We start from the raw sequence: 26,608 nt of genomic DNA, 5'->3' as shown, positions 1-26,608 counted from the left end.
CTCTGTGCCAGATGTGGGGGTAGCGGAGGGGGGCCGGCCGGGGTGGCGGGACCGGGCGGTTCCCGCGCTGCGGGAGCGGCTGCCGTTGTGGCTGCAACTGCGCTGCGGCCTGGAGCCGAGAACCCTCGCGGCGCTCGGTGTGGTGATGGTCGCGGCTGCGATTCTGGCGGCGGTGCACTTCTGGTCGGGCCGGCCGCAGGCAGTCAGTGCTCCCGAACCAGTGAAGGACGGTGCCAGCGCTCCTGCGGCGCCGGGGGTCTCGCTTCCCGAGGGCTCGGGGCCGCGGCCACAGCCGCCGGCCGGTCCGCCGCCCACCCGCGCGGCGGGCGGGCAGATCGTCGTCGATGTGAGCGGCAAGGTGCGCCGGCCAGGCATCCAGTTCCTGCCACCCGGGTCGAGGGTGGCGGACGCGCTGCGTGCCGCTGGTGGGGTGCGCGGCGGTGCGGATGTCACGGGTCTCAACCGGGCGAGGGTCCTGACGGACGGGGAGCAGGTGGTGGTGGGCGGGCCCGCCGGGCCCTGGTCCACGGGTGGTTCGGGAGGCGGTGGACCGGGAGGCGGTGGAGCGGGAGGAGGTGGAGCGGGGACGGCGGGGGCAACAGGCCCGGTGGCGCCCCTGAGCCTCAGTACGGCGACCGTCGAACAGCTCGAAACCCTGCCCGGCGTGGGGCCGGTACTTGCTCAGCACATCGTCGACTACCGCGCCGAGCACGGCGGATACCGGTCCGTCGACGAACTCCGCGAAGTCAACGGGATCGGCGACCGCCGGTTCGAGGACCTCCAGCCGCTGGTCCGGCCATGAGCGCCCCCGACGTCCACACGGCATCGGGCGGGAGGCTGGGCGCGTCCGACCCGCGACAGGAAGGACCTGCCGACCTGCGCCTGGTCCCGCCCGCACTGGCGGTATGGGCCGCCGCGGCACTCGCGCTCGGGGCGCCGGGGCTGTGGGTGGTCGTAGGAGTGGTGGCGTGCGTCTGCGTGGCTGTGGGCTTCCTGATCCGGGGGGCGCGGACGGCGCGGCCAGAGACGGCCGGGACCTTGGGGGAGTCCGCACCGCCGGGCCGGCGGCTGCGGGCCACCGCGGTCGCCGCCGTGTTGCTGTCCGCGGCGGCAGGGGCTGCGGCCGCCGGGCTGTACGGCGCCGATGTCAGGCAGGGGCCGCTCCCCGGACTGGCGGACACCTACAGCAGGGTCACGGTGGAGGCCACGGTCACCTCGGACCCGCGGCAGACGCGGCCTCGCGTGCGGGGCGACCACAGCACACCGGTCTCCCTGCTCCTGGATGCCGAGGTCGAGCGACTGACCACCGCCGACGGGGCCGTGATCCGACTCCGTACGCCGGTACTCGTCATGGTCTCGCCCGGTGATGCGGCGGCGAGCTGGCAGCGACTGCTGCCCTCCACCCGCGTCCGTCTGAACGGCGGACTCGCGCCCCCGCAACACGACGGCGAACGCGTCGCAGCGGTCCTGCGCACCGACGCGGACGACCCACCACGGGTCATCGGCCGCCCCACCCTCCTCCAACGCACGGCGGGGGCACTGCGCTCCGGTCTGCGAGAGGCGACCGACGGGCTGGACGCGGACGCACGGGCGCTGCTGCCGGGGCTGGTCGTCGGCGACACCTCGCGGGTCGGCCCCGAGCTGCAGGACGCCTTCAAGGCCACCGACCTCACCCACCTGTTGTCCGTTTCGGGTGCGAATCTATCGATCCTGCTCTTTCTGCTCATCGGGCCACCCGGCACGGCCCTGCGCATCGAACGCCGAGGCCTGGCACCCCGGTTGGGGATCTCCTTGCGGACGACCGCGCTCATCGGCGGCGGGCTCACGCTCGCCTTCATCGTGGTCTGCCGTCCCGAGCCGAGTGTTCTGCGCGCAGCAGCCTGCGGGCTGATCACCCTGCTCGCCATCGGAACGGGCCGCCGCAGATCCCTGATTCCCGCTCTGGCCGCCGCCGTTCTGCTGCTGGTGCTGTACGACCCGTGGCTGGCCCGGAGTTATGGGTTCCTGCTCTCCGTCCTGGCCACCGGGGCGCTGCTCACCCTCGCACCCAGGTGGAGCGCCGCGCTGCGCAGCCGCCGGGTTCCGCCTCGGATCGCTGAAGTGGTCGCCGCGGCAGCCGCCGCCCAGGCGGTGTGCGCACCCGTTGTGGTCGTCCTTGCCTCGCGGGTGAGTCTGGTGGCGGTTCCGTGCAATCTGCTCGCCGAGTTCGCCGTGGCGCCCGCGACGGTGCTCGGGTTCGCGGCGCTCGCCGTTGCCCCGGTTGCCCTGCCCGTGGCCGAACTGCTGGCCCGGGTCGCGGGATGGCCGGTCGGGTGGATCGCGTCCGTGGCGCGTACCGGGGCGGCGCTTCCCGGGGCGGAGGCCGACTGGCCCGGCGGCTGGCGGGGCGCGGCGTTGCTCGCCGCCCTCACCGTTCTGCTCGTGCTCCTTGCCCGGCGACTGGCCCGGCGCCCCTGGGTCTGTTCGGCCGCCGCGCTGCTCCTGGTCCTCGCGGTGCTCCGGCCCGTGCCGCTCACCCGGATCATGACCGGATGGCCGCCGCCCCACTGGGCCTTCGCCCTGTGCGATGTGGGGCAGGGGGACGCCATGGTCCTCGCGGCGGGCGACGGTACGGGCGTGGTCGTCGACACGGGTCCCGAGCCCCGGCTCGTCGACCGGTGCCTGCGCGATCTCGGCGTCACCCGGGTGCCGTTGCTGCTCCTCACCCACTTCCATGCCGACCACGTCAGGGGCCTTCCCGGGGTGTTGCGCGGCCGGGGGGTGGGGGCGATCCAGACGACGAGCCTCGACGAGCCGCCCGAGCAGGCGGAGTTCGTACGGAGGACGGCATCGGCGGCCAAGGTGCCCCTGGTGCGGGCGGCCCCGGGGGAGCGTCGCAGGATCGGCCCGCTCGACTGGAGGGTTCTGTGGCCGGGGGACGAGGGGCGGGGCATCGGGCCCGGCTTCGTGACGGAGGAGCCGAACGACTCCAGCGTCACCCTCCTTGTCCGGTCGGGGGAGCTGACCCTGCTGCTCCTCGGCGATCTCGAACCTCCGGCCCAGCGAGGGCTGTTGCGCAGCTACCCGGCGCTGCCCCGGGTGGACGTCCTGAAGGTGGCGCACCACGGCTCCGCCTACCAGGACGCCGCGTTGCTGCGTGGCGCACGGCCGAGGTTCGCCCTCATCTCCTGCGGTACGGACAACCCGTACGGGCATCCATCGGCCCGTACGGTCGAGGCGCTGACCGGCGGGGGAGCGAGAGTGCTGCGTACGGACAGGGACGGTGCCATCGCGATCACGGGGTCAGGCGCGGCACTGACAGCGGTCGGCAGTTCATGAGCTGTCGGCAGTTCATGAGCGTGCGGCAGTTCATGAGCTGTCGGCAGTTCATGAGCGTGCGGCGGGCCGTGGTCGTAGGACCAAGGGTGCTGGCGCGGGGGTGGGTAGCCAGGACAGAATCTCGTTATGAATCCGGATGCCCCGCAGATGGTCACTGTTCCCTCGCACGCCGACATGCCTGCGGATGCCCGGGTCGATGCCTACCTGGAGCGCATCGGCGCCGCCCGCCCTGCGCGCGCCGACGCGGCGGCCCTGCGCGAGCTCCAGCTCCGCCACCTGACAGCGGTCCCCTTCGAGAACCTCTCGGTCCACTTCGGCGAGGACATCGTCCTGGAGGAGGGCGCCCTCCTCGACAAGGTGGTGGGAGCCCGCCGCGGTGGCTTCTGTTACGAGCTGAACGGCGCCTTCGCCTTCCTGCTGCGCGCCCTCGGCTTCCGCGTCACGCTGCTCCAGGCCCGGGTCTTCGGCGACGGCGGACAGCTCGGCATCCCGTACGACCACATGGCCCTGCGCGTCGAGACCGACGACAGCACGGGCCCCTGGCTGGCCGATGTCGGATTCGGCGACCATGCCCAGCGGCCGCTCGCACTCGACGACCGGACCGAGCAGGAGGACCCGCGCGGTGTGTTCCGGTTCCGGGAGGCTCCGCAGGGCGATGTGGATCTGCTGCGCGACGGCTCACGGGAGTTCCGTCTCGACCTGCGACCGAGGTCACTGGCCGAATTCCGGGTGGGAGCCTGGTACCACCGCACCTCTCCCGACTCGCACTTCGTCCGGTCCGTCGTCTGCTCCCGGGTCACGGACGACGGCCGGGTCACGCTCAGCGGCCGGAAGCTGGTCACCACCGTGCGGGGCGTACGGCACGAGACGCCCCTGGCCACCGACGCCGAGGTGCTGGCCGCCTACCGCGACCACTTCGGGCTGCTGCTCGAACGGCTCCCCGAGGTGCGGGGGGCTCTCGACGCGGTTCGCCGACCCTGCACGGCGTGAGCCGTTCGGTGACGCTGGACACCCAGTACCTGGGCCAGGGCAACGGCCTGGAGGGCGAGACCCGCGCCGCCTGCTGTGCCACCACCGAACTGCACCGCGAGACTTCACCCTCACCTGGCAGACGATGCCGGCCCGCGGGATCGCGGTCGTGGGCCCCAGCATCGAGATCGACATGGGCATCCAGATCGTCCCCAAGGACTGACCCGGAAACGCCGGCCGGAGATGCCCTAAGGCTGCTCCAGCCACCCGTCGTACTCCGCGGCGAAGGCATCGAGCGCCGCGGAATCGAGCCGTCCGGCAGGGTCCTCCACGATCACCAGCCACTGGGCGTCCTCGGCATCGTCCTCGCCGGCCAGGGCGTCGCGTACGAGCTGGGGCTCCTCGGTGACGCCGAAGCGGCCCGAGAGCTCCCCGGCCACCTCCTCCGCCATATCGCGGTCGGGCAGCACCAGTACATGTCTCACATCGCTCACCCGCCCATTCTCGGGTACGGGCACAGGGGGCTGTCAGTGGGGCGTGGGATGCTGGAGCGCGATGGCCACCAGAAGTAATTCCACCGACAACCTGCTCGCTCCCATCACGCTCGCCGTGGGCCAGGAGGACCTCCTCCTCGACCGTGCCGTGCAGCAGGTGGTGGCGGCGGCCCGCGCTTCCGACGCCGATACGGACGTCCGCGATCTCAGCTCCGACCAGCTGCAGCCGGGCACCCTCGCCGAGCTGACCAGCCCTTCGCTCTTCGCCGAGCGCAAGGTGGTGATCGTGCGCAACGCACACGATCTCTCCGCCGACACGATCAAGGACGTCAAGGCGTACGCGACCGCGCCGGCCGAGGAGATCACCCTCGTCCTGCTGCACGCGGGCGGGGCCAAGGGCAAGGGGCTGCTGGACGCGGTCCGGAAGGCCGGTGCGCGCGAGGTCGCCTGCCCCAAGACCACGAAGCCCGCCGAGCGGCTCTCCTTCGTACGGTCGGAGTTCCGGGCGCTGGGGCGTTCCGCGACCCCCGAGGCGTGCCAGGCCCTCGTTGATTCCATCGGGAGCGATCTGCGGGAGCTGGCGAGCGCGGCCTCCCAGCTGGTGGCCGACGTCGAGGGCACCATCGACGAGGCGGTCGTCGGGCGTTACTACACGGGGCGCGCGGAAGCCTCCTCCTTCGCCGTCGCCGACCGCGCGGTCGAGGGCCGGGCGGCGGAGGCCCTGGAGGCCCTGCGCTGGTCGCTGTCGACCGGCGTCGCCCCCGTCCTGATCACCAGCGCCCTCGCACAGGGCGTCCGTGCGATCGGGAAGCTCTCCTCGGCGCGGGGCGGACGGCCGGCGGATCTCGCCCGTGAGCTCGGGATGCCGCCGTGGAAGATCGACCGGGTGCGCCAGCAGATGCGTGGCTGGACACCGGACGGGGTCTCGGACGCGTTGCGTGCGGTTGCGGCGGCGGATGCGGGGGTGAAGGGCGGCGGGGACGATCCGGAGTACGCCCTGGAGAAGGCCGTGGTTGCCGTTGCGCGGGCAGCGCGGGCGGGTAGGTAGCGGGGAGGGGTGCCGGGCGCGTCCGGTTGCCGCTTTGTCCTCAAGCGCCGGACGGGCTTGAAGGGTGTCCTCGAAACGCCGGACGGGCTAAAGAGACGTCCTCAATCGCCGGACGGGCTTGAAATGCCGGGTGGCCCCGGAGATGCCGGGTGGCCGCGGAATCGCCCGAGCCGCGGAATCGTCCGAGCCGCGAAACGCCCGAGCCGCGGACATACCGAAAGCCCCGGTCCGCCCTGGGGAGGGCGGTTCCGGGGCTTCGGTTCAGGCTTTGGTGCGCCGCACCCGCGTGGCGAACGCAGGTTCGGTGTGCGGCGCGGGGTGCCGGTCAGGAGCGGGAGAGAGGGCCCGCTGAGTCCGTTCCGGCGATCACATCAGTAGCTCAGCCCTGAAGGGAGGCAACCTTGAGCGCGAGCGCCGACTTCTTGTTGGCGGCAGCGTTCTTGTGGATGACGTTCTTCGAGACAGCCTTGTCGAGCTGACGCGAGGCCTCACGGACGGCCACAGTGGCCTTCTCGACGTCGCCGGAAGCGGCAGCCTCACGGGCCTTGCGGATCGAGGTCTTGAGCGACGACTTGACGGCCTTGTTGCGCAGGCGCGCCTTCTCGTTCGTCTTGTTCCGCTTGATCTGGGACTTGATGTTCGCCACGAGATAGAGCCTTTTCAGGTTCGTTGGATCTTCTATGTGCGCCACGCCGCTTCTGAGGGCCACGAGGCACAGCTGCCCACGGTACCAGCCGCCGTCCTACCGGCCCAAACCGGTCCCTGCCCCGCAGGCGTGGGACGATAGAGCTTACGTATCGATCCGACCGACCCGACATCGACCCGAGACACGGCGTTCGGCGTCTCAAGAATCAGGACCCTGCGTGCCCGCGACTCCTACCAACGTGCCCGAGCCGAGCCGTACCGACCCGGCGCTGATCCGCAACTTCTGCATCATCGCCCACATCGACCACGGCAAGTCGACGCTTGCCGACCGGATGCTTCAGCTGACCGGTGTGGTCGACGTGCGGCAGATGCGTGCTCAGTACCTCGACCGGATGGATATCGAGCGCGAGCGCGGCATCACCATCAAGTCCCAGGCAGTACGTCTGCCGTGGGCGCCCACTGTGGGTGAGGACCAGGGCACCACCCACATCCTCAACATGATCGACACCCCGGGCCACGTGGACTTCACGTACGAGGTCTCCCGTTCGCTCGCCGCCTGCGAGGGCACGGTTCTGCTGGTGGACGCGGCGCAGGGCATCGAGGCCCAGACGCTCGCCAACCTCTACCTCGCGATGGAGAACGACCTCACCATCGTTCCGGTGCTCAACAAGATCGACCTGCCGGCCGCGCAGCCCGAGAAGTTCTCCGAGGAACTGGCCAACCTCATCGGCTGCCAGCCGGAGGACGTGCTCAAGGTCTCGGCGAAGACCGGTGTCGGTGTGGACGCCCTGCTCAACCGGGTGGTCAGGGATGTCCCAGCCCCCGTGGGTCAGGCGGACGAAGCGGCCCGCGCGATGATCTTCGACTCGGTCTACGACCCCTACCGGGGTGTCGTCACCTACGTCCGTGTCATCGACGGCCAGCTCAACAAGCGCGAGCGCATCCGGATGATGTCCACGGGCGCCACCCACGAGCTGCTGGAGATCGGTGTCTCCTCCCCGGAGATGACCCCGGCCGACGGCATCGGCGTGGGAGAGGTCGGCTACATCATCACCGGTGTGAAGGACGTCCGGCAGTCCAAGGTCGGTGACACCATCACCTCCCTGCACAACGGGGCGACCGAGGCGCTGGGCGGCTACAAGGACCCCAAGCCGATGGTGTTCTCCGGTCTCTATCCGCTGGACGGCTCGGACTATCCCGACCTGCGCGAGGCCCTCGACAAGCTCCAGCTCAACGACGCCGCCCTGGTGTACGAGCCGGAGACCTCCGCGGCACTCGGCTTCGGCTTCCGTGTCGGCTTCCTCGGACTGCTCCACCTCGACGTGGTCCGTGAGCGCCTGGAGCGCGAATTCGGTCTGGAGCTCATCGCCACCGCCCCGAACGTGGTCTACCGCGTCGAGATGGAGGACGGCACCGAGCACATCGTCACCAACCCGAGCGAGTTCCCCGAGGGCAAGATCGACGCGGTGCACGAGCCCGTCGTGCGTGCCACGGTCCTGGCGCCCAGCGAGTTCATCGGCGCGATCATGGAGCTCTGCCAGCAGCGCCGCGGGACCCTGCTCGGCATGGACTACCTCTCCGAGGACCGGGTCGAGATCCGCTACACCCTGCCGCTCGCCGAGATCGTCTTCGACTTCTTCGACCAGCTGAAGTCCAAGACCCGCGGTTACGCCTCGCTCGACTACGAGCCCACGGGTGAGCAGTCCGCCGAGCTCGTCAAGGTCGACATCCTGCTGCACGGCGACAAGGTCGACGCGTTCTCCGCGGTCACGCACAAGGACAAGGCGTACGCGTACGGCGTCCGGCTCGTCGCCAAGCTGCAGAAGCTCATTCCGCGGCAGAACTTCGAGGTGCCGATCCAGGCCGCCATCGGCTCCCGGGTGATCGCCCGTGAGACCGTCCGCGCCATCCGCAAGGACGTCCTCGCCAAGTGTTACGGCGGTGACATCTCCCGTAAGCGGAAGCTGCTGGAGAAGCAGAAGGAAGGCAAGAAGCGCATGAAGATGGTCGGCAATGTGGAAGTTCCGCAGGACGCCTTCATCTCCGTGCTGTCGACGGACGAGTCGGCCGGCGAGGGCAAGGCCAAGAAGTAGCCCCGTCGTACCGATGAGTAGTTTCACGGACCCCTGTGCCGCAGCACCCTGCGGCACAGGGGTCCGTTCGTTATCAAAGCGGCGGCCTGTTGCCCCTTACGCGGCGGACGTGTGCGCTCTACCCTGATCACGGCTCGGTGGTTACTCGCCAGTTAAACAAGCGTGATCGAGCGGGAACGCGCAGCAGGACACCGCAGGTACAGAGCAGGACAGAAGCAGGCACCTGAGCAGCATCAAATAGCCGGTCGTAGCAATGCCGCAGGCCCGGAGGACGTCGTGAGCGACACAATGACCCTGATCGATAACCGACCGCCCTCCGTGGCGAATCTCTTCATCGAGCGCGTGGCCGCCACGCCGGACGGAGAGGCGTACCGCTATCCAGTGCCCGCCGCGTCCGGCCAGGGCCCCGACGAGTGGAAGTCGCTCAGCTGGGCGCAGGCCGCCGAACGGGTCTACGCCATCGCAGCCGGACTGATCACGCTGGGCGCCCAGCCGGAGGAGCGGGTCGCGCTCGCCTCCTCCACCCGGGTCGAGTGGATCCTCGCCGACCTCGGCGTGATGTGCGCGGGTGCCGCCACCACCACGATCTACCCCTCCACGAACGCCGAAGAGTCCGCCTTCATCCTGACCGACTCCGAGAGCCGCTTCCTGATCGCCGAGGACGCCGCCCAGCTGGCGAAGGTACGGGAGCGCCGTTCCGAGCTGGCGGACCTGGCCCATGTCGTCGTCATCGACCCGGCGGGCGTCGAGCCCGCCGACGACGACCCCGAGGGCTGGATTCTCACCCTGGCGGACCTGGAGGCCAAGGGCACCGCATACCTGGAGAAGAACCCGGACGCGGTCACGGACCGGGTCTCGGCGATCACCGCCGACCAGCTGGCGACCCTGATCTACACCTCGGGCACCACCGGCCGCCCCAAGGGCGTACGGCTGCCGCACGACAACTGGTCGTACATGGCCAAGGCCACCGTCACCGCCGTCGAGCTCAGCACGGACGACGTCCAGTACCTCTGGCTGCCGCTCGCGCACGTCTTCGGCAAGGTCCTCACCTCAGGTCAGATCGAGATCGGTCACGTCACCGCGGTCGACGGCCGCGTCGACAAGATCATCGAGAACCTTCCGGTGGTCCAGCCGACCTACATGGCGGCCGTCCCCCGGATCTTCGAGAAGGTCTACAACGGGGTCGCCTCCAAGGCGCGGGCCGGTGGCGGCGCCAAGTACAAGATCTTCCAGTGGGCCGCCGGGGTCGCCCGGGAGTACGCGAAGGTGTCGCAGGACAACTTCCGCCGCACCGGCAAGGCCTCCGTGCCGTTCGCGCTCGGCGCCAAGCACAAGGTCGCCGACGCCCTCGTCTTCTCCAAGATCCGCGAGGCGTTCGGCGGCCGGCTCCGCGCCTGCGTCTCCGGCTCCGCGGCGCTCGCCCCCGACATCGGGTTCTTCTTCGCGGGCGCCGGCATCCACATCCTGGAGGGCTACGGGCTCACCGAGACCAGCGCCGCCTCCTTCGTGAACCCGGGCGACGCCTACCGCACCGGCACGGTCGGCAAGCCGTTCCCCGGCACCGAGGTCCGGATCGCGGACGACGGCGAGATCCTGCTGCGCGGCCCGGGCCTGATGGAGGGCTACCACCGGCTGCCCGAGAAGACCGCCGAGGTGATGGAGTCCGACGGCTGGTTCCACACGGGCGACATCGGCGAACTCTCCGCCGACGGCTACCTGCGGATCACCGACCGCAAGAAGGACCTGATCAAGACGTCCGGTGGCAAGTACATCGCCCCGGCCGAGGTCGAGGGCCAGTTCAAGGCGGTGTGCCCGTTCGTCTCCAACATCCTGGTGCACGGCGCGGACCGTAACTTCTGCACCGCCCTGATCGCCCTCGACGAGCAGACTCTGCTCGGCTGGGCTGCCGAGAACGGCCTCGGCGGCAAGTCGTACGCGCAGGTGGTGGCGTCGCCGCAGACGGTGGAGCTCGTCGACGGCTATGTGAAGCGCCTCAACGAGGGTCTCCAGCGCTGGCAGACCATCAAGCAGTTCCGGCTGCTGCCGCGTGACCTCGACATCGAGCACGGCGAGCTGACCCCGAGTCTGAAGCTGAAGCGGCCGGTCGTCGAGCGCGAGTACAAGCAGCTCATCGAGGACATGTACGCGGGGTCCCGCGAGGCGTGACGCGCGGGCGGGACCGCGTGTGAGCGACGCGCACGCGGGAACGGGGCCGGTGGGGGCTGATCACCCACCGGCCCCGTCCGCGTTCCCATGAGCTCATCTCCTGTTCGTTCGCGCCCGCTTCTGCGCCCACTTCGGTAACTCGGTGCTTATGTACGCGGTCGGTCTGTCACTCTGTCGTGTGTCGTCGGCCGCATCTCGTGAGACCCGGTAGGAGCCGCACCGTGGGGCCAATTCCCTTGCAGCGGGACATCATTCACCGTCCCGTCACCGCCGTCGCGGGTCACCGCGACGATCCGCGCCAGGTGGTTCGAACGAGCCTGCCCGGAATCGCTCTCACTCCCTCCGCGGCCCGTGGGTTCGTCCGTGCCGCCCTCGCCGACTGGACCGGGCTCGGTGTGCCTGCGGCCGTGGGGTTCAGCGACCGGCTCGCCGACGACGCGGTGACCGTGGCCAACGAGCTGGTCACCAACGCGGTCGTGCACGCCGGGACGACGGTCGAACTGCTCCTGCGCCTCGAAGAGGCATCCGAGGGCGAAACGGCGGCCCTGGTGATGGAAGTCACCGACCACCACCCCGCCCGCACCGTGAGCGGGGAGGGGACCGCTTCCGGGACCGAGCGGGCGGCCCACCCCGACCCTGCGGAGTACGGCCGCGGGTTACGCCTCGTAGCCACCCTCGCCGAGTCCTGGGGCATTACCTACCGCACCGGCCTCAAGACCGTCTGGGCCCGCCTCTGCGTCGACGCCTGGAGAGGGGCAACCGCCCCGTCGGAGGAGGCGGCGGTCCAGCACGGTCTGCCCGCCGCGGAGATCCTCGCCCCCGCGTCCTGGCGCGTCGAACGCGACGACGCCGACTGGGACAGCCGGGCCGCGCTCTCCTTCCTCGCCGAAGCGTCCGATCTGCTCGCCGGCCAGCTCGACGAGGACCTGGTGGCGGCCATAGCGGGCCAGCTGCTCGTGCCGAGGCTCGCCGACTGGTGTGCGATCTGGCTGGAGAGCGAGGGCGCGGGGCCCTGCGCGGACCCACGGCTGGCCCGCGTCTGGCACAGCGACGAGAACGGGACCGAACAGCTGCGTACGGCGCTGGAGAAGGAACCGCTCAGGCTGCCCGGCAGCGTCGGTACGGGCCCGGTGCCCGTGCCGTGGCCCGGGGAGGGCGCAGGGGACGCTTCGGGGGGCCGCCGGCCGGGAGCGGAGACGGAGCCCGGGGCGGAGCGGGAGCCGGGCGACGGGGCGGGTCCGCTGCCCGGGGGCCGTGACGGGGCAGCGCTCGCGTACCGCATCACCGCCGGCGGCCGCACGCTCGGCACCGTGCTCGTCGGCCGGGAGGGCGTTCCCCGTGTGCCCGACGACGTGGCCTCGCTGATCGAGGACTTCGTACGCCGCGTCGGCCTCGCCGTCGGAGCCGCCCGCGCCTATACCCGGCAGGCCACCATCAGCCGCATCCTCCAGCGCGGACTGCTGCCCAGCAAGGTCGCCGAGATTCCCGGCGTCACCAGCGCCCTGGTATACGAACCGGGCGACGACGGCGTCGTGGGCGGTGACTTCTACGACATCTTCCCGTGCCCGGGCGACCGCTGGTGCTTCGTCCTCGGCGACGTCCAGGGCAGCGGCCCCGAGGCCGCCGTCGTCACCGGGCTCGCCCGGCCCTGGCTGCGGCTCCTGTCCCGCGAGGGCTTCGGCGTCGGCAAGGTCCTGGACCGGCTCAACCGGCTGCTCCTCGACGACGCGATGGAAGCGGCCGAGGCCGCCGCGCTGATGGTCGCGGCAGCGGGCGGCCAGCAGATCCTGGACGGCTCGCAGTCCCGGTTCCTCTCCCTCCTGTACGGGGAGGTGGTGCCGCTCCCCGGCGGCGGGGTGCGCTGCACCGTCGCCAGCGCCGGCCATCCGCTGCCGCTGCTCCTGAGCCCGGACGGTTCCGTACGGCCCGCCGCGGAGCCGCAGGTGCTGCTCGGGGTCGTCGAGGACGTCGCGTACGAGAGCCAGAGCTTCGATCTGGCGCCGGGCGAGAGCCTGCTCTGTGTCACCGACGGGGTGACGGAGCGGCGTTCCGGGCCGGCCATGTTCGACGACGGGGACGGGCTGGCGCGGGCCCTGGCCGGCTGCGCGGGGCTGCCCGCGGAAGGGATCGCGGACCGGATCAAACGGGCCGTCCACGACTTCGCCGAGCGGCCGCCAGACGACGATCTGGCTCTTCTGGTGCTCCAGGTCGACTGAGACGCGGATGTGCGGGGCAGGTCCGGCGGCGAGTGACAATGGACGGTATGCCTTCCGTACTGCCCGATGGTGAGCCCGTGCCCGAGGACGGGGCGCTGCCCAGCCACGCCCTGGACGGCGCCGCCGACCGACCGCTCGGCTTCTACCTGCACGTCCCGTACTGCGCGACGCGCTGCGGGTACTGCGACTTCAACACCTACACCGCCACCGAGCTGCGTGGCTCCGGCGGTGCGCTGGCTTCCCGGGACAACTACGCGGCACACCTGATCGAAGAGGTCCGCCAGGCCCGCAAGGTGCTCGGCGACGACCCGCGGCCGGTTCGCACGGTCTTCGTCGGGGGCGGGACGCCGACGCTGCTGCCCGCCGCCGATCTCGTACGGATGCTGGGGGCGATCCGTGACGAGTTCGGGCTCGCGGACGACGCTGAGGTGACGACGGAGGCGAATCCGGAGTCCGTCGATCCGGCGTATCTGGCGGCGCTGCGGGAAGGCGGCTTCAACCGGGTCTCCTTCGGGATGCAGAGCGCGAAGCAGCACGTGCTGAAGATCCTCGACCGGACGCATACGCCCGGCCGGCCGGAGGCGTGCGTCGCCGAGGCGCGGGAGGCGGGCTTCGAGCACGTCAACCTCGACCTGATCTACGGCACGCCCGGGGAGTCCGACGACGACTGGCGCGCCACGCTGGACGCGGCGATCGGTGCCGGGCCCGACCATGTGTCGGCATACGCGCTGATCGTCGAGGAGGGCACCCAGCTGGCCCGGCGCATCCGGCGCGGGGAGATCCCGATGACCGATGACGACGCGCACGCGGACCGCTATCTGATCGCGGACGAGGCGATGGCCGCGGCGGGCTTCTCCTGGTACGAGGTGTCGAACTGGTCCCGGACGCCGGAGGGCCGGTGCCTGCACAACGAGCTGTACTGGCGCGGGGCCGACTGGTGGGGTGCGGGGCCCGGAGCGCACAGCCATGTGGGCGGGGTGCGCTGGTGGAACGTGAAGCACCCGGGAGCGTACGCGCAGGCCCTGGCCGAAGGGCGGTCGCCGGGGGCGGGGCGTGAGGTCCTGTCCGCGGAGGACCGACGGGTGGAACGGATTCTGCTGGAGCTGCGGCTGGTGGACGGCTGCCCGCTGTCGCTGCTGGCTCCGGCGGGGCTGGCGGCGGCGGGGCGTGCGGTGGGGGACGGGCTGCTGGAGGAGGGGGCGTTTGCTTCGGGACGGGCGGTGCTGACGTTGCGGGGGCGGTTGCTGGCCGATGCGGTGGTCCGGGACCTGGTGGACTGAACGCCTGCGGCGGGGTGTTCCGGGGCTCCGCCCCGGGCCCCGGTCCGCAAGCGCCGGACCGGCTGAAATGCGTGCCCTCAAGCGCCGGGCGGGCTGGGGGTGGCCGGGGTGGGTTTGCAGGGTGGGGCCAGGCGAGGAATCAAGCCCCGTCCGGCGATTGAGGACAGCCTTCGAGCCCGTCCGGCGATTGAGGACAGTGGCCGGGTGGTCGGCGGGCCTACTCAGGGGCCGTGACGAAGTCGATCAGTTCTTCCACCCGGCCCAGCAGTTCCGGTTCCAGGTCGCGGTACGAGCGCACCGTCGACAGGATGCGCTGCCAGGCCGCGCCCGTGTTCTCCGGCCACGACAGGGCGCGGCATACGCCCGTCTTCCAGTCCTGGCCGTGCGGGACCCTCGGCCAGGACGTGATGCCCACCGAGGACGGTTTCACCGCTTCCCAGATGTCGATGTACGGGTGGCCCACCACCAGGACGTTGCTGTCCGAGACCTGGGCGGCGATGCGGGACTCCTTCGAGCCCGGGACCAGGTGGTCGACCAGTACGCCCAGTCGCGCGTCCGGGCCGGGGGAGAAGTCGCGGACGATCGCCGGGAGGTCGTCGATCCCCTCCAGGTACTCGACGACCACGCCCTCGATACGGAGGTCGTCGCCCCAGACCCGCTCGACCAGTTCCGCGTCGTGGCGGCCCTCCACATAGATCCGGCCCGCCCGTGCCACCCGTGCACGCGCCCCGGGGACCGCCAGCGAGCCGGAGGCCGTGCGGGCGGGGCGGGCGGGGGCCGCGGAGGTGGGGCGGACCAGCGTGACCACCCGGCCCTCCAGCAGGAAGCCGCGCGGCTCCATCGGGAACACCCGGTGCTTACCGAAGCGGTCCTCCAGGGTGACCGTCGGGCCCTCGGCCGTCTTCTCGCAGCGGATCACCGCCCCGCAGAAGCCGGTGGCGGCCTCCTCGACGACCAGATCGGGCTCGGCGGGGACCTCGGGGGCCGGTACGGACTTCTTCCACGGCGGGGTCAGGTCCGGCTGGTAGCTGCGCATCGGACGACGATACGGCGGCGGACGGTCACGACACGCCGAACTGCGCCGCCAGTTGATCACGTTGCATCCGTACGAACGCCGCGTCCACCACCGCCCCGTGCCCCGGTACGTACACCGCGTCCTCGCCGCCCAGAGCCAGCAGCCGGTCCAGGGCGGCCGGCCAGCGGGACGGGATGGCGTCGCGGCCGGCCTGTGGCTCCCCGGACTGCTCGACCAGATCGCCGCAGAACACCACGGCGGGTGAGCCCGGCACCAGTACGGCCAGGTCGTGACCGCTGTGACCCGGCCCCACATTGGCCAGAAGCACCTGGAGCCCGCCGCCCAGATCGAGCGTCCACTCCCCGCACACCTCGTGGTGCGGGGCGACCAGCACGTCCACCGCCTCCGCGGCATCGTGCTCGGACACTCCGTGGTGCACCGCCGAGCTGTGCAGCTCGTCCGCCCCGTTCCGGAGCAGACCGGCGATGCCGACCGCCCCGAACACCTCGGCCCCGGAGAACGCCGCGGTGCCCAGAACATGATCGAAGTGCGGGTGGCTCAGTGCGATATGCGTCACCCTCCGGCCGAGCAGACGCTGCGCCTGGGAGCGCAGCTCGGCGCCCTCACGGAGCGAGGAACCGGTGTCGAAGAGCAGGACACGGTCCCCTCCCGCCACCAGTGCGGCCGTCGCGTCCCACACCGGAAGGCGCCGACGGCCCACACCGTTGCCCAACCGCTCCCAGCCCAGCTCTTCCCAAGAGACGTCCATACAACGACGCTATCGGCAACGACCTGCACAGTCTCGCGGTAGCTTGGCCGGTCGCCCTTGCCCGGGGGCCACCCCGCCCCCGTACACTGACCGAAGGGATTGCTGGCACTCGAACGCACAGAGTGCCAGGCCGAGACCGAGAACCAAGCTGGAGGTGTGCGCGATGCTCAGCGAACGCAGACTCGAAGTGCTGCGCGCCATCGTCCAGGACTATGTCGGCACCGAGGAGCCGGTCGGCTCCAAGGCGCTGACCGAGCGGCACAAGCTCGGGGTCTCCCCGGCCACGGTCCGCAACGACATGGCGGTGCTGGAGGACGAGGGCTTCATCGCCCAGCCCCACACCAGCGCGGGGCGCATTCCGACGGACAAGGGCTACCGGCTCTTCGTCGACCGGCTCGCGGGCGTCAAGCCCCTGTCGTCGCCGGAGCGCAGGGCCATTCAGAACTTCCTCGACGGCGCGGTCGACCTCGACGACGTCGTGGGCCGGACGGTGCGGCTGCTCGCGCAGCTGACCCGGCAGGTCGCCGTCGTGCAGTACCCCTCGCTGACCCGTTCGACGGTGCGGCACGTGGAGCTGCTTCTGCTGGCTCCGGCCCGGCTGATGCTCGTACTGATCACGGATACCGGCCGGGTCGAACAGCGTATGATCGACTGCCCTGCGCCGTTCGGTGAGACATCTCTGGCGGACCTCCGCGCGCGGCTCAACAGCCGTGTCGTGGGACGCCGTTTCGCGGATGTCCCGCAACTGGTGCAGGACTTGCCGGAGTCCTTCGAGGGCGAGGACAGAGGAACCGTTTCCACGGTCCTCTCGATCCTTCTCGAAACTCTGGTGGAGGAGACGGAGGAGCGGCTGATGATCGGCGGCACCTCCAACCTCACCCGCTTCGGGCATGACTTCCCTGTGATGATCCGGCCGGTGCTGGAGGCATTGGAGGAGCAGGTCGTGCTGCTGAAGCTGCTCGGCGAGGCCAAGGACTCGGGCATGACCGTACGTATCGGTCACGAGAACGCCCACGAGGGCCTCAACTCCACGTCCGTGGTCGCGGTCGGCTACGGTTCGGGCGACGAGGCAGTCGCCAAACTCGGCGTGGTCGGACCGACCCGCATGGACTACCCCGGAACGATGGGAGCGGTACGCGCAGTGGCACGTTACGTCGGACAGATCCTGGCGGAGTCGTAAGTGGCCACGGACTACTACGCCGTACTCGGCGTGCGCCGCGACGCATCTCAGGACGAGATCAAGAAGGCATTCCGCAGGCTCGCCCGCGAGCTGCACCCGGATGTCAACCCCGATCCGAAGACCCAGGAGCGGTTCAAGGAGATCAACGCCGCTTACGAGGTGTTGTCGGACGCGCAGAAGAAGCAGGTCTACGACCTCGGCGGCGACCCGCTGTCCGCCTCGGGCGGCGGTGGCGCGGGCGGATTCGGACAGGGTGGCTTCGGCAACTTCTCCGACATCATGGACGCGTTCTTCGGTACGGCGTCCCAGCGCGGGCCCCGTTCGCGGACCCGGCGCGGCCAGGACGCCATGATCCGGCTGGAGATCGACCTCTCCGAGGCGGCCTTCGGTACGACCAAGGACATCCAGGTCGACACTGCGGTCGTCTGTACGACCTGCAGTGGTGAGGGCGCCGCACCCGGTACCTCCGCCCAGACCTGTGACATGTGCCGCGGCCGCGGCGAGGTCTCCCAGGTCACCCGGTCCTTCCTCGGCCAGGTCATGACCTCGCGGCCCTGCCCGCAGTGCCAGGGCTTCGGTACGGTCGTGCCGACCCCCTGCCCGGAGTGCGCCGGAGACGGCCGCATCCGCTCGCGGCGCACCCTCACGGTGAAGATCCCGGCAGGTGTCGACAACGGCACCCGCATCCAGCTCGCGGGCGAGGGAGAGGTCGGCCCCGGCGGCGGCCCGGCCGGCGATCTGTACGTCGAGATCCACGAGGTGGCGCACGCGGTGTTCCAGCGGCGCGGCGACGACCTGCACTGCACGGTCACCATCCCGATGACGGCGGCGGCCCTCGGCACCCAGGTGCCGCTGGAGACGCTGGACGGCATGGAGGAGATCGACATCAGGCCGGGCACGCAGTCCGGCCAGTCGGTTCCGTTGCACGGGCGCGGCATCACGCATCTGCGGGGCGGCGGGCGCGGGGATCTGATCGTGCACGTCGAGGTCATGACCCCGTCGAAGCTGGATGCGGAACAGGAGCGGGTCCTGCGCGAGCTCGCGCAGCTGCGCGGCGAGGAGCGGCCCACCGGCCAGTTTCAGCCAGGCCAGCAGGGGCTCTTCTCCCGGCTGAAGGACGCGTTCAACGGTCGCTGACCGGCGATCCGCACCGCTTGTGGCCTTGTCCCGCACCGCCCGTCGGTCTCGTACCGGCGGGCGGTGCGGCATGTGGTGCGACCTGCGCTGGTATACCGTCCGCTCCGCCCCCTGGCTGATTCGGCGCGGTGCACCGGACGTGGCACGATGCGGGCATGTCCTCCGCGTTGACCGATCTCTGCCGGTATCCGATCGTGCAGGCCCCCATGGCGGGCGGAGTGTCCGGCCCGCAGCTCGTCGGCGCTGTCGCCGAGGCCGGTGGGCTCGGTTTCCTCGCCGCCGGGTACAAGACGGCGGACGGCATGTACAACGAGATCAAAAGGGTGCGCGGACTGACCAGGCAGCCCTTCGGCGTGAACCTCTTCATGCCGCAGACCGGCCACGCCGACCCGAGCGAGGTCGAGGTGTACCGGCACCAGCTCGCCGGTGAGGCCCTCTGGTACGAGACTGCGCTCGGTGAGGTGGACTCCTGCGGGGACGACGGCTACGAGGCCAAGGTCGCGATCCTCCTGGAGGACCCGGTGGCGGTCGTCTCCTTCACCTTCGGCTGCCCCTCCCGGGAAACCCTCGACGCGTTCGCCCAGGCGGGCACGTACACCGTCGTGACGGTCACCTCCGCCGAGGAGGCGCAGGCCGCGCAGTGGGCGGGCGCCGACGCCGTCTGCGTCCAGGGCGTGGAGGCCGGCGGCCACCAGTCCACGCACCGCGACGACCCGCAGGCAGACCACACCGGAATCGGGCTGCTGTCCCTCCTCGCCCAGGTACGCGAGAGCGTGCAGCTGCCGCTCATCGCGACGGGCGGGCTGATGCGCGGCTCCCAGATCGCCGCCGTCCTCGCGGCGGGCGCCGACGCGGCGCAGCTCGGCACCGCCTTCCTGGCCACCCCCGAGTCCGGCGCCCACCTGCTGCACAAGCAGGCACTGACCAACCCGCTGTTCGTACGGACCGCGATGACCCGGGCGTTCTCCGGGCGTCCCGCGCGCGGTCTCGTCAACCGCTTCGTGACCGAACACGGCCCCTACGCCCCGGCCGCCTACCCGCAGGTGCACCATCTGACGAGCGGCCTGCGCAAGGCCGCGGCCAAGGCCGGGGACGCCCAGGGCATGGCGCTGTGGGCGGGCCAGGGGCACCGGATGGCACGCGAGCTGCCCGCCGGGGAACTGATCGACCTGCTCGCCGCCGAACTGGAAGCCGCGCGTGCGGCCCTGAGTGTGAGGAGTGCCGAGTGACGGCACCGGTCTTCGTCGTCGAACAGCTCCCCGGCGGGGCCGAGTTCGTCCTGGACGGCCCCGAGGGACGGCACGCCGTCTCCGTGAAGCGGCTGCACGCGGGCGAGGAGGTCGTCCTCACCGACGGGCGGGGCCGCTGGGCGGAAGGCGTCGTCCGGGCCGTCGAGGGCAAGGACCGGCTCCTGATCACGGATCTGGAGCCGGTGTACGAGGAACCGGTGCCCAGCCCCCGTATCACCGTGGTCCAGGCACTGCCCAAGGGCGACCGCGGCGAGGTCGCCGTCGAGACCATGACGGAGACGGGCATCGACGCGATCGTGCCGTGGCAGGCTTCGCGCTGCATCACCCAGTGGAAGGGCGACCGCGGTCTCAAGTCGCTGGCCAAGTGGCGGAGTACGGCCCGCGAGGCGGGGAAGCAGTCCCGTCGGGTGCGCTTCCCCGAGGTGACCGAGGCGATGACGACCAAGCAGGTGGCCGCACTTCTGGCCGCCGCCGACTTCGCGGGTGTGCTGCACGAGGACCGGGAGCACGCCAGCCGGGCGCTCGCCGCCGCCGAACTCCCCGACCGGGGCTCGATCGTGCTGGTCGTGGGCCCCGAGGGCGGCGTCTCCCCGCAGGAGCTCGCCGTGTTCGCCGAGGCAGGGGCACCGGCGTACCGCCTCGGCCCCAGCGTGCTGCGCACCTCGACCGCGGGGACGGCCGCCGCCGCACTCCTGATGGGCCGCACCGGGCGCTGGGGCTGAAGCCCCGTCACCCCCGGGGCCGCCCGTTGTCTGACCCCCTCCGTAGGCTGATCACATGTCCCACGACTCCCCCTTGATCGCGAGCCTGCGCACCGCTGTGGAGGCGGCGCCCGGCGACGTACCCCTGCGGCTGCACCTCGCCGAACTCCTGATCGCCGAGGGCCGCCCGGACGCGGCGGTCGCCGAGGCGGCGGTGGCGCTCCAACACGCACCGGGGGACGAGGCGGCACGTGCCCTGATGCTGCGCGCGATGGGCGGGCCGCAACAACCGCAACAACCGCAACAGTCGGTTCAGCCGGTTCAGCAGCACCAGCAGGTCCGGAGTGCGGCCGAACCCCCCACGCCTGCCGACGGGTTCGACTGGAAGGCCGCCGAGAACGAGGTCAAGGGCGCCGTCCCGCCCCGCTTCGTGGCACCGGAGTCGGCTACGACCCCCGAGGCCCCGCTCGCCGCGGACGGCAGCGGCGACCCCGGCGACGCCTCGGCCTGGGAGACGGAGGTGCCCACGCTGCGCCTCGCCGACGTCGGCGGCATGGAGGAGGTCAAGGAGCGCCTGGAGGCGGCGTTCCTCGCGCCCCTGCGCAACCCAGAGCTGCGCAAGCTGTACGGCAAGAGCCTGCGCGGCGGACTCCTCCTGTACGGTCCGCCCGGCTGCGGCAAGACGTTCATAGCCCGGGCGGTCGCGGGCGAGCTCGGCGCCAGTTTCATGTCCGTCTCGGTCAACGACGTACTCGACATGTGGATCGGCAACTCCGAGCGCAACATGCACGAGATCTTCCGGACCGCCCGCCGCCAGGCGCCCTGCGTCGTCTTCCTGGACGAGCTGGACGCCCTCGGTGCGAAGCGCAGCCGTATGGCGAGCAGCGGCATGCGCAACACCGTGAACCAGCTCCTCACCGAGCTCGACGGAGTCGGAGCCGCCAACGACGGTGTGTTCGTGCTCGCCGCCACCAACGTCCCCTGGGACGTGGACATCGCGCTGCGCCGTCCCGGCCGACTGGACCGCACCCTGCTCGTCCTGCCGCCCGACGCCCCGGCCCGCGAGTCGATCCTGCGCTACCACCTGAGCGAGCGGCCCATCGAATCGGTCGACCTGGGCAAGCTCGTCAAGGCCACCGAGAACTTCTCCGGAGCCGACCTCGCCCACGTCTGCGAATCCGCCTCCGAGACCGCCCTGCTGGATTCGGCCCGCACCGGCACGGTCCGGTTGATCAACATGAAGGACCTGCTGGCTGCGACGAAGGCCGTACGGCCCTCCACCGAGCCGTGGTTCGCGACGGCCCGCAACGTCGCGATGTACGCCAACGACGGCGGGAGCTACGACGACCTGATGGCCTACCTGAAGAAGACACGCCGACTGTGACCACTCAGCATCCCCTCACCGAACAGGCAGTTGCCCTCAACTCCCTCGGCCGCACCGACCAGGCGAAGGAACTGCTCGCCCGCCGGCTCGCGGAGGACCCGGAGGACTCCGTCGCCTGGCGCGAACTCGCCCGCTGCCACTGGGACATGCGGGAGTTCGAGGAGGTGCTCACCACGACCGGCGAGGCGCTGCGCATCGCTCCGGATGACGGCGACGCCCTGATCCTGCGCGCGTACGGCCTCCGGCGCTCCGGCCGCCCCGACGAGGCGCTCGCGGCAGCCGAGGATGCCGTCCGGCTCCTCCCCGAGACATGGCAGGCGTACGCCGCGCTCTCCGAGACCCTGATGGCCTGGCCGCCACGCCGGCCGGAGTCGCTGAAGGCCGCCGAACAAGCCGTCCGGCTGGGCCCGGAAGCGGTCGGAGCCCACTACGCGCTCTGGAAGATCGCCATGGTCAGCGGCCTGCGCGAGCTGCGCGACGGGGCCGTCCGCGAAACGCTGCGCATCGAGCCCGACAACTCCTGGGCCCTCGGCGAGCAGGCGTCCATCCAGGAGCACCGGCTCGGCGTCAAACTCGGCGAGGTGACCGACGGATACGCCACGGCGCTCTCGGCCGCCCCCGACGACACCTCCTTGCGCGCCGGACTGCACCGGGCCGTGTTCCGCATGCTGCGCGGCACCCGCTGGCTCGCCGTCCTCAGCCTCGTCATGGCCGCCCTGGCGGTGGACATCTTCCCGGACGAGGGCGAGGGGAAGGCGATGCCCCTGCCTCTCGGCACCCGGTTGTGGGCGCTCACCCTGATAGCCGCCGCCTGGGGCTTCGGCGCGTGGCGGCGGTACCGCAAACTCCGTACCGGAGTGCGGCTGAGCATGCTGGAGCTGGTGCGGGGGCACTTCTGGGCCAGGCTCGTGCTCGTCCAGGCGATGTGGGGAACGCTCTGCGCCCTGCCGATGCTCCTCGTCCCCTGGACCGAGCGGGGCATCCCGCAGGCGCTGTTCTGGACGGGGCTGATACCCATCCTGCTGACGATCTGGTTCGACCGGCCCCGTACGCGCTGACCGGCCGGCCCGCCGGTCCGGCCGGATAGCATGCCCACGTACTGATCACCAGCGACCGAGGAGGCCGTGCCATGGCGGGAGAGCCGCAGCCCGACTGCCTGTTCTGCAAGATCGTCACGGGAGACATCCCGGCGACCATCGTCCGCGAGAGCGACACCACCGTCGCCTTCCGCGACATCAACCCGCAGGCCCCGACGCACATCCTGGTCATCCCGAAGGTGCACTACAGGGACGCCGCCTCGCTCGCCGCCGCCGAGCCGGAGATCGCCGCCGACGTGCTGCGCGAGGCCGGTGTGGTCGCCGCCGACGAGAAGATCGTGGACAGCGGATACCGCATCGTCCTCAACACCGGTTCCGGTGCGGGACAGACCGTGTTCCACGCGCACGCCCACCTCCTGGGCGGACGCGGACTCCAGTGGCCCCCCGGATAGCGAGCTACTCAACCGATGTCCGTACGCGAACTGGTCGTCCTCGGCACCGCGAGCCAGGTCCCTACCCGGCACCGTAACCACAACGGCTATCTGCTCCGGTGGGACGGCGAGGGCATCCTCTTCGACCCCGGCGAGGGCACCCAGCGCCAGATGCTGCGGGGCGGAGTCGCCGCGCACGACATCAACCGGATCTGCGTCACGCACTTCCACGGGGACCACTCGCTCGGACTGGCCGGGGTGATCCAGCGCATCAACCTCGACCAGGTCCCGCACCCCGTCACCGCGCACTACCCGGCGAGCGGACAGCACTTCTTCGAGCGGCTGCGGTACGCGACCGCCTACCGCGAGTCCGTGCAGCTGACCGAGGCGCCCGTCGCCGCCGACGGGCCGATCGCCACCACGGACGCGTACACCCTGGACAGCCACCGGCTCTCGCACCCCGTCGAGTCCTACGGCTACCGGCTGACCGAGCCCGACGGGCGGCGCATGCTCTCCGCGAAACTCGCCGAGCACGGCATCAAGGGTCCGGACGTCGGCCGCATCCAGCGCGAGGGCTCCCTCGGCGGGGTCACGCTCGACGAGGTCTCCGAGCGCAGACGGGGACAGCGGTTCGCGTTCATCATGGACACGCGACTGTGCGACGGCGTGTACGCGCTCGCCGAGGGCTGCGACATGCTCGTCATCGAGTCGACCTTCCTCGACGAGGACGAGCGGCTCGCCACCGACCACGGCCATCTGACCGCCGGGCAGGCCGCCCGGGTGGCGGCGGAAGCGGGCGTACGGCACCTCGTGCTGACCCACTTCTCGCAGCGGTACAACGACCCGGGCGTCTTCGAGGACCAGGCCCGGGCTGTGGGGTTCGAGGGCGAACTGACCGTCGCCCAGGACCTGATGCGGGTCCCCATGCCCACCAGGCACCTCTGAAACACACCAGCACCACCATTCGTGAGCGAGACAACGTGCACCTCCCCAAGGCAGAACTCCACCTCCACATCGAAGGCACCCTCGAACCCGAGCTGGCCTTCGCACTCGCCGGACGAAACGGGGTGACGCTGCCCTTCGCCGACACCGAAGAGCTGCGCACCGCCTACCTCTTCGACGATCTCCAGACCTTCCTCGACCTCTACTACGCGCTGATGGCCGTGCTGCGCACCGAGGAGGACTTCGAGGACCTCGCGAACGCCTACCTCACCCGCGCCGCGGCCCAGGGGGTCCGCCACGCGGAGATCTTCTTCGACCCGCAGGCCCATACCGCCCGCGGTGTCCCGATCGGCACCGTCGTCGAAGGACTCGGCCGGGCCCTGGACCGCAGCGAGGAGACGCACGGCATCTCCACCCAGCTGATCATGTGCTTCCTGCGCGACCAGTCGGCCGAATCGGCGCTGGAGACCCTGGAGGCGGCGAAGCCGCATCTGCACCGGATCAGTGCCGTCGGCCTCGACTCCGCCGAGGTCGGCCACCCGCCGGCGAAATTCCGCGAGGTGTACGAGGCGGCCGGCGCCCTCGGACTGCGCAAGGTCGCCCACGCGGGCGAGGAGGGCCCGCCCGCGTACATCCTGGAGGCCCTGGACGTCCTCGGCGTCGAGCGCATCGATCACGGGCTGCGCTGCATGGAGGACCCGGACCTGGTGAAGAGGCTGGTCACGGACCGCGTACCGCTGACGCTCTGCCCGCTGTCCAATGTACGGCTGCGCGCCATCGACATCCTGGAGGAGCACCCCCTGCGGGCCATGATGGACGCCGGACTGCTCTGCACGGTGAACTCCGACGACCCGGCCTACTTCGGCGGATACGTCGGAGACACCTTCCACGCCGTTCACGAGGCACTCGGCCTGGACAACGAGCAGCTGCGCACACTGGCCCGCAACTCCTTCGAGGCGGCCTTCCTCGACCACGACGAGGAGCGCAGGGCGCGTTACCTCTCCGAGGTCGAGGCGTACGCGTTCGACTGACCGGACCCGCCCGCCGGACCGGCCGTCCGGAACGCGTTCCTGCCGAGGCGCCTGCGGCGCAGCGCGGGAACGGCCAGTTCCGTGACGGCCTGCTCCGGTGAGCCCAGCTTGGGCACGGCGCCCGGGAGGGAACCGGTGATGGCGGCGAGGAGGGCGGCAGGGGCGCCACCCCTGCGGCGGACCGAACCGGGCACCAGCGGACGGCCACCGGTGTGCAGGGCGACAGCGGTCACGGGCGCCGCGACCAGGAGCGTGACGGCCCCCAGGATCAGGCCCATCACCGCGTAACCCGCCGCCTCGGACAGCACACTGCCGAGCACCGGCCCGCAGGCCACCCCGACGGACGAGGCGGAGCCCGCGAGGACCGCCCAGCGGCCCCGTACGTCGAGCGACGCGGCCAGGCCGATCAGATATGACAGCACCACCGGGTAGAAGGCGTTCCACATGATCTCCCCGGTCGCGAACGAACCGAGGCTCCCGGCCGAGGAGCTGAGCACGATGCTCCCGGCGATGATCATCGTGCCGAGGCCGATCGGTACGGCCCGGCCGAGCCGGGCCCCGAGCAGTCCGGCTCCCATCACTCCGAGGAGCCCCGCCCCCAGCGCGGCGGCGAACACCGCGCCGACGGTGACCTCGGAGAGCCCCACCTGCACGACACCGATCCGGCTGCTCACGCCCCACAGGGCGTTCTGTGCCATGGACCAGACGAGCATGCCGCCCGCCAGCACCAGACCGGAACGGCGGTGCGGAAGCCGCCCGGACACCGGGACCGCGGACTCCACGGGCCCGGGAGCGCCCAGGCGCGAGGTGGCGGGCCAGACGAGCAGCGCGACGAGCGCGATCGCGGCGAACGGCAGCCGGTGGCCGCCGCCGAGGTGCGGGATCGTCAGATACAGGGCGCCTGCGGTCGCGGACACGCTGAGCAGCCCCAGGGACGAGGTCCGGTGCGGATCGCTCTGCGCGGCGATGCCCGCAGCGGCGACGGCGGTCGCCGTACCGGAGCCGAAGCCGCCGATGACCACACCCAGGACCACCAGGGGTACGGACCCGGCCGACGCGGCGCAGCCGTAGCCCAAGATGGCCAGTACCAGTCCGATACGCGCCGGTCTCCGCGCCCCGTACCGCTCGACGCGGCCCGCCAGTGTGAAGCCGGCGGAGGCGGAGCTCAGCAGGAGGGCGCTGCCGACCAGACCGGCCTGGGCCGAACCGAGGCCCAGATAGGTGCTGAGCCGGCCGACGATGGTGGGGAGCAGATAGGCGGCGAGGTAACCGGCGGTGAACACGGCGACCAAGGGCCACGCGGCGCGCGGGCGCGGGGACATGGGCGTTCCTGAAGACATGCCAGAAGAGGCAGAAGAAGGCAGGGGAGGGTACGGCGGGAAAAAAGGGGGAGTCGGGGCACTCGTCAGGAACTGTCCCCAACGGTGCTCGCGGGCAATTTGTATCAAGTGCGAAGACCCGACCGAAAGTCGCCAAGGTGTGATCTGGGTCACTTTTGTGTT

At 71.0% G+C, this 26,608-nt stretch carries 22 protein-coding genes and 1 pseudogene; 18 read left to right on the top strand and 5 right to left on the bottom strand.

Annotated features, from left to right (window positions below; genetic code table 11):
• Positions 1–13: 13 nt before the first annotated feature.
• The 4 genes and pseudogenes from ACFT7S_RS21265 to ACFT7S_RS21250 all read left to right on the top strand — a co-directional run.
• Positions 14–802 carry a helix-hairpin-helix domain-containing protein gene (locus ACFT7S_RS21265; RefSeq protein ID WP_382734154.1) on the top strand — a complete coding sequence of 263 codons (789 nt, stop codon included), beginning with the start codon at positions 14–16 and terminating at the stop codon, positions 800–802.
• Complete coding sequence (locus ACFT7S_RS21260; protein WP_382734151.1) at positions 799–3,318, top strand: ComEC/Rec2 family competence protein; 2,520 nt, start codon at positions 799–801, stop codon at positions 3,316–3,318. The genes ACFT7S_RS21265 and ACFT7S_RS21260 overlap by 4 nt, the downstream gene beginning before the upstream one ends.
• 126 nt (positions 3,319–3,444) lie before the next feature.
• The gene (locus ACFT7S_RS21255; RefSeq protein ID WP_382734148.1) at positions 3,445–4,308 is read left to right on the top strand and encodes an arylamine N-acetyltransferase; all 864 of its coding nucleotides are present in this window, start codon (positions 3,445–3,447) and stop codon (positions 4,306–4,308) included.
• A pseudogene (locus ACFT7S_RS21250) lies at positions 4,284–4,510 on the top strand (YceI family protein); the annotation flags it as partial. The gene ACFT7S_RS21255 and the pseudogene ACFT7S_RS21250, both read left to right, overlap by 25 nt.
• A 25-nt stretch (positions 4,511–4,535) precedes the next feature.
• On the opposite strand, the gene ACFT7S_RS21245 reads toward ACFT7S_RS21250, so the two are convergent.
• Positions 4,536–4,781 (bottom strand): hypothetical protein, encoded by a 246-nt coding sequence (locus tag ACFT7S_RS21245; protein WP_382734146.1) that lies wholly within the window; start codon positions 4,779–4,781, stop codon positions 4,536–4,538.
• Positions 4,782–4,842: 61 nt separating this feature from the next.
• Between ACFT7S_RS21245 and holA the strand changes: the two genes are divergently transcribed.
• Positions 4,843–5,829 carry a DNA polymerase III subunit delta gene (gene holA, locus ACFT7S_RS21240; protein WP_382734143.1) on the top strand — a complete coding sequence of 329 codons (987 nt, stop codon included), beginning with the start codon at positions 4,843–4,845 and terminating at the stop codon, positions 5,827–5,829.
• 379 nt (positions 5,830–6,208) lie between these two features.
• On the opposite strand, the gene rpsT is transcribed toward holA, so the two are convergent.
• Entirely contained in the window at positions 6,209–6,475 is a 267-nt protein-coding gene (gene rpsT, locus ACFT7S_RS21235) for a 30S ribosomal protein S20 (RefSeq protein ID WP_382734140.1), read from the bottom strand.
• Positions 6,476–6,692: 217 nt separating this feature from the next.
• Here rpsT and lepA point away from each other — a divergent pair, with 217 nt between their 5' ends.
• From lepA to hemW, 4 genes are all read left to right on the top strand, one after another.
• Positions 6,693–8,567 carry a translation elongation factor 4 gene (gene lepA, locus ACFT7S_RS21230; RefSeq protein WP_382734138.1) on the top strand — a complete coding sequence of 625 codons (1,875 nt, stop codon included), beginning with the start codon at positions 6,693–6,695 and terminating at the stop codon, positions 8,565–8,567.
• Positions 8,568–8,843: 276 nt separating this feature from the next.
• Entirely contained in the window at positions 8,844–10,733 is a 1,890-nt protein-coding gene (locus ACFT7S_RS21225; protein ID WP_382734135.1) for an AMP-dependent synthetase/ligase, read from the top strand.
• Positions 10,734–10,954: 221 nt separating this feature from the next.
• On the top strand, positions 10,955–12,949 hold the full coding sequence (locus tag ACFT7S_RS21220; RefSeq protein WP_382734132.1) for a SpoIIE family protein phosphatase: 1,995 nt from the start codon (positions 10,955–10,957) through the stop codon (positions 12,947–12,949).
• Between the two features lie 38 nt (positions 12,950–12,987).
• Complete coding sequence (gene hemW, locus ACFT7S_RS21215; protein ID WP_382734131.1) at positions 12,988–14,229, top strand: radical SAM family heme chaperone HemW; 1,242 nt, start codon at positions 12,988–12,990, stop codon at positions 14,227–14,229.
• Positions 14,230–14,446: 217 nt separating this feature from the next.
• Here hemW and ACFT7S_RS21210 read toward each other — a convergent pair whose 3' ends face one another.
• Both ACFT7S_RS21210 and ACFT7S_RS21205 read right to left on the bottom strand, forming a co-directional pair.
• Complete coding sequence (locus ACFT7S_RS21210; protein ID WP_382734128.1) at positions 14,447–15,265, bottom strand: DUF3097 domain-containing protein; 819 nt, start codon at positions 15,263–15,265, stop codon at positions 14,447–14,449.
• A 25-nt stretch (positions 15,266–15,290) separates the two neighbouring features.
• On the bottom strand, positions 15,291–16,013 hold the full coding sequence (locus tag ACFT7S_RS21205; RefSeq protein WP_382734125.1) for an MBL fold metallo-hydrolase: 723 nt from the start codon (positions 16,011–16,013) through the stop codon (positions 15,291–15,293).
• Between the two features lie 163 nt (positions 16,014–16,176).
• Here ACFT7S_RS21205 and hrcA point away from each other — a divergent pair, with 163 nt between their 5' ends.
• The 9 genes from hrcA to ACFT7S_RS21160 all read left to right on the top strand — a co-directional run bounded on the left by hrcA (position 16,177) and on the right by ACFT7S_RS21160 (position 25,106).
• Complete coding sequence (gene hrcA / locus ACFT7S_RS21200; RefSeq protein WP_382734122.1) at positions 16,177–17,193, top strand: heat-inducible transcriptional repressor HrcA; 1,017 nt, start codon at positions 16,177–16,179, stop codon at positions 17,191–17,193.
• Positions 17,194–18,330 (top strand): molecular chaperone DnaJ, encoded by a 1,137-nt coding sequence (dnaJ, locus tag ACFT7S_RS21195; RefSeq protein ID WP_382734119.1) that lies wholly within the window; start codon positions 17,194–17,196, stop codon positions 18,328–18,330. It begins immediately after the preceding gene.
• A gap of 155 nt (positions 18,331–18,485) precedes the next feature.
• The gene (locus tag ACFT7S_RS21190) at positions 18,486–19,559 is read left to right on the top strand and encodes a nitronate monooxygenase (RefSeq protein WP_382734116.1); all 1,074 of its coding nucleotides are present in this window, start codon (positions 18,486–18,488) and stop codon (positions 19,557–19,559) included.
• Complete coding sequence (locus ACFT7S_RS21185; protein WP_382734114.1) at positions 19,556–20,302, top strand: 16S rRNA (uracil(1498)-N(3))-methyltransferase; 747 nt, start codon at positions 19,556–19,558, stop codon at positions 20,300–20,302. The genes ACFT7S_RS21190 and ACFT7S_RS21185 overlap by 4 nt, the downstream gene beginning before the upstream one ends.
• Positions 20,303–20,357: 55 nt before the next feature.
• Positions 20,358–21,665 carry a tetratricopeptide repeat protein gene (locus ACFT7S_RS21180; protein ID WP_382734111.1) on the top strand — a complete coding sequence of 436 codons (1,308 nt, stop codon included), beginning with the start codon at positions 20,358–20,360 and terminating at the stop codon, positions 21,663–21,665.
• The gene (locus ACFT7S_RS21175) at positions 21,662–22,723 is read left to right on the top strand and encodes a tetratricopeptide repeat protein (RefSeq protein ID WP_382734108.1); all 1,062 of its coding nucleotides are present in this window, start codon (positions 21,662–21,664) and stop codon (positions 22,721–22,723) included. Before ACFT7S_RS21180 ends, ACFT7S_RS21175 begins: the two co-directional genes overlap by 4 nt.
• Before the next feature lie 71 nt (positions 22,724–22,794).
• Entirely contained in the window at positions 22,795–23,154 is a 360-nt protein-coding gene (locus ACFT7S_RS21170) for a histidine triad nucleotide-binding protein (RefSeq protein WP_382734106.1), read from the top strand.
• A gap of 15 nt (positions 23,155–23,169) precedes the next feature.
• Positions 23,170–24,078, top strand: coding sequence for a ribonuclease Z (locus ACFT7S_RS21165; protein ID WP_382734103.1), 909 nt, complete (start codon positions 23,170–23,172; stop codon positions 24,076–24,078).
• Between the two features lie 35 nt (positions 24,079–24,113).
• Positions 24,114–25,106 carry an adenosine deaminase gene (locus ACFT7S_RS21160; RefSeq protein WP_382734100.1) on the top strand — a complete coding sequence of 331 codons (993 nt, stop codon included), beginning with the start codon at positions 24,114–24,116 and terminating at the stop codon, positions 25,104–25,106.
• On the opposite strand, the gene ACFT7S_RS21155 is transcribed toward ACFT7S_RS21160, so the two are convergent.
• A complete protein-coding gene (locus ACFT7S_RS21155) occupies positions 25,070–26,428 on the bottom strand; it encodes an MFS transporter (RefSeq protein ID WP_382734097.1) in 1,359 nt (452 codons plus the stop codon). The two genes, ACFT7S_RS21160 and ACFT7S_RS21155, sit on opposite strands and share 37 nt — an antisense overlap.
• Between the last annotated feature and the right edge of the window lie 180 nt (positions 26,429–26,608).

The organism is Streptomyces sp. NPDC057136 (genome assembly GCF_042670885.1).
GTDB lineage: Bacteria > Actinomycetota > Actinomycetes > Streptomycetales > Streptomycetaceae > Streptomyces.
Note: the sequence above shows the minus strand (reverse complement) of the source record. Positions and strands in the feature narration are given on the sequence as shown.